4 protein-coding genes are annotated in these 3,536 nt (G+C 43.6%); all 4 read left to right on the top strand.

The window, feature by feature from the left end; genetic code table 11:
* Positions 1-1,143 (top strand): type IV secretory system conjugative DNA transfer family protein (locus ACJMNB_RS10570; protein ID WP_405342230.1); only part of this gene is annotated, 1,143 nt, incomplete at its 5' end.
* Positions 1,144-1,157: 14 nt separating this feature from the next.
* Positions 1,158-1,424: a helix-turn-helix domain-containing protein gene (locus ACJMNB_RS10565; RefSeq protein ID WP_092871289.1), complete on the top strand. Its 267-nt coding sequence runs from the start codon at positions 1,158-1,160 to the stop codon at positions 1,422-1,424.
* Positions 1,425-1,958: 534 nt separating this feature from the next.
* Complete coding sequence (locus ACJMNB_RS10560; protein ID WP_107436594.1) at positions 1,959-2,567, top strand: TetR/AcrR family transcriptional regulator; 609 nt, start codon at positions 1,959-1,961, stop codon at positions 2,565-2,567.
* 28 nt (positions 2,568-2,595) lie between these two features.
* Positions 2,596-3,536: PEP/pyruvate-binding domain-containing protein (locus ACJMNB_RS10555; RefSeq protein WP_405342227.1), on the top strand; the 941-nt coding region annotated here is incomplete at its 3' end.

Below are 3,536 nucleotides of genomic sequence, written 5' to 3'. Positions count from 1 at the left end.
GCCGAAGGACTCCTGTCCTCGGTGATTCTGCTGATTGCCGAATATCTGCCCCCCACTGAGGTGGATGGGAAAAAGGTGGACTGCCGTCATATCATCAGTGTGTTCAAACTGGTACAGGATTTATTATCACCCAGCAAAGTAAAAGGAAAAAGCCAATTCCAGCTCCTGATGGATAAACTGCCATCCGACCACAAGGCCCGCTGGTTTGCGGGAGCTGCCCTCAATTCCGCAGAGCAGGCCATGGCATCGGTGCTCTCCACCGTACTATCCCGTTTAAATGCCTTCCTTGACTCCGAGATGGAACAGATACTCTGCTTTGAAACAGCTATTGATGCGGAAAAGTTCTGTAATGAAAAATCCGCACTGTTCATTGTGCTTCCCGAAGAAGATCTAACTAAGTATTTTATGGTATCCCTTATGATCCAGCAGCTTTACCGTGAAATCCTTGCGGTGGCCGATGAAAACGGCGGCAAGCTAAAAAACCGTGTGATGTTTTACTGCGATGAGCTGGGAACGCTTCCGGCTATTGAATCGCTTGAATTAATTTTCAGTGCATCACGTTCACGCCGGCTTTCCATGGTGCCCATCATACAGTCCTTCGGTCAGCTCGAAAAAAACTATGGTAAAGAGGGTTCAGAGATCATCGTAGACAACTGCCAGGACACCATCTTCGGCGGCTTCGCTCCAAACAGTCAGACCGCAGAGGTGCTGAGTAAGGCGCTGGGTAGCCGCACCGTCATGAGCGGCAGCGTAAGCCGGGGGAAAAACGATCCCAGCCAATCCCTGCAGATGATGGAGCGCACCCTCATGACGCCGGATGAATTGAAGTCTATTCCCAAAGGCAGCTTTGTCGTTATGAAAACTGGCACCCATCCTATGAGGACAAAGCTGAGGCTGTTCCTTGATTGGGGCATTCGTTTTGGAGAGCCTTATACAGTGGAGGAAAAAGCACACCGGAAAGTGGTCTATGCCGATAAGAACACACTGGAAGAAAACATCGTCCGCAAGCACATGGCATGCATCATGGTGGATGAAGATACCGGAGAGATTTTAGAGTCGACAGCCGGGACAGGAACCCTTCATACCCCGGTAGCAGAATCCACTGAAAATGCTGTGCGCCGACGCACTGTACTCAAAACCTAAAGGGAGGGATATCCATGAGTTACTTCAACCATATCTACACTGCCTCGCCCGATGAGCTTCCCCACCGGGCGAGGACTGTTTATATATATCTGTGTGACCGTGCCGGAAAAAGTGCGGACTGCTGGCCTGCTGTAAAAACCATAGCCGCTGATTTGCAGCTCTCACGCAGCACTGTCAAGCGTGCACTGCATGATCTGGTCAAGGTGGGGCTTATTGAAAAAGAACCTCGCTATCGGGAGAATGGGAGTAATACCAGCAACAGGCTTATTTTAAGAAAATAACAGGCTGCAGCAAAGGGAAAAGTCGGATTTTCCGCCAAGGGGAAGAATTGTCTTTTTGCTGAACCCAGGTGCGGTTCACTGTGGACCCACCAGAACTTCCCACTCTAAGAAAGGCTTATTACAGAAAAAGAATACAGTATATTTTTTTATGTTTTAACGGTCAGTCAACTACGAAAGAACAATGACTTAACCTCTGGGCGATTATTCGAACTATTTGGAGTAAAAGCAAGTGCATATCCGCAAGATTAAAAGTGGAGACAGCCTTACCCTATTTTCTCTGTTTCTGAAGATATGCAATGTGCTTGAAACTCAAACAGATATGTGCAGGAAGATTTAGTGGATCAGAATTCGTTAATCACATATATAACTGCGAAGAGCGATGATAGTTGCAGACTTGTAGACAAAAAATTAGGTTTGCAACTTCATAAGGTTTAACTTGGGATAGGCAATAAAAAATCTTGACCGATTCGGTTTATTGTGTTATTATGGTATAAACCGAATTGGTTTATATAGTTTTGATGAGGAGGCAATGATATGGAAAAATTTTTAAATTTACCTGTAGAAAAACAAAATATAATTATTGATGCCGCATTAAAAAACTTTGCAGTGCATGGATATAAGAAAACATCTATTAGTGATATAGCCAGTAGTGCAGGTATTTCCAAAGCAATGGTATTTCATTATTTTGGCACAAAGAAAGAGCTATACGTATACTTGGTTAATATGTGTGTGGGCAGTATTAGTACCGAGGTTGTAGAGAAATTTGATGAGAGTATTACAGACTTATTTGATCGGATTGCATATACATCTAAGCTTAAAATGAATTTGATGAAAAAACATCCTTATGTCTCTTCGTTTATTCAGAGTGCCTATTTTGAAAATGATGATGAAGTTAAGGAAGAACTAAAAACTATTTTTAGCAAAGGTGACGGCAGAACCATCGGAAAGAAAATGGCTTTTGATGGTGCAGATTTTTCAAAATTCAAAGATGATGTTGATCCAAACCTTGTTATGAACATGATTGACTGGATTTCCGAGGGATATATGAGCAAAATGGCAGGTGTGGGAGAAAGTGATCTTGATGAATTATATAAGGTGTTTGAAGAATGCCTGAAACTTTTTAGAAGAAACTTTTATAAGTGATCATTAAAAATGAAGGAGGGAAAGTTTTATGAATTCATATGTGCTTAGTTTTCAGGAGATCGATAGACATAAGCTCATGGCAGTTGGGGGTAAAGGCGCCAACCTTGGAGAATTATCCAGAATTGAGGGAATACGAGTACCGGAGGGCTTTTGCATTACGACCGAAGCATACAAAAAAATAATCAACGAAACACCGGAATTAGACTCATTGTTGGAGCAATTGTCCCTGCTAAAGGCAGAAGACAGACAGAAAATCAGTGAAATCAGCGGAATGATTCGCAGGGTTATTGAAGGAATCATTATTTCAAAGGACATTGAGGAAGAAGTCCTTCATTATCTCGCAAGGTATGGTGAGAACAATGCTTATGCCGTGCGTTCCAGTGCCACAGCGGAGGATCTTCCTACGGCCTCCTTTGCAGGGCAGCAGGATACTTATTTGAATATCAAAGGAAAAGATTCGATTCTTAAGCATATCAGTATGTGCTGGGCATCACTGTTTACCGATCGTGCAGTTACCTATCGCATCCGCAATAACTTCGGTCACAGTAAGGTCTATTTATCTGTCATTGTTCAGCGGATGGTATTCCCCCAGGCATCAGGGATTATGTTCACAGCAGATCCCGTCACCTCCAACCGGAGGGTGTCATCAATAGATGCCAGTTTAGGGCTTGGTGAGGCGCTGGTCTCCGGCTTGGTCAATGCAGATATCTATAAAGTAAGAGAAGGCAGAATCGTCGATAAAAAGGTTTCTACCAAGAAACTTGCTATCTACGCCATAGAAGAGGGCGGTACGGAAGAAAGAGAGATTGAGACTGAACACCAGAATATGCAGACCCTGACAGACGAACAGATTTTACAGCTGGAGCGCATGGGAAGAACCATTGAGTCCTATTTCGGGAATCCACAGGATATCGAATGGTGCCTTTACGAAAATAAGTTTTATATTGTTCAAAGCCGTCCCATCACCAC

It is taken from the genome of Fibrobacter sp. (assembly GCF_045131395.1).
Lineage (GTDB): Bacteria > Fibrobacterota > Fibrobacteria > Fibrobacterales > Fibrobacteraceae > Fibrobacter.
This window is presented reverse-complemented; position numbering and strand designations above follow the sequence as displayed.

Coding starts and splice junctions, on each gene's coding strand:
- ACJMNB_RS10565 (WP_092871289.1), top strand. CDS start 1,158: ATGAGTTACTTCAACCATATCTACACTGCCTCGCCCGATGAGCTTCCC.
- ACJMNB_RS10560 (WP_107436594.1), top strand. CDS start 1,959: ATGGAAAAATTTTTAAATTTACCTGTAGAAAAACAAAATATAATTATT.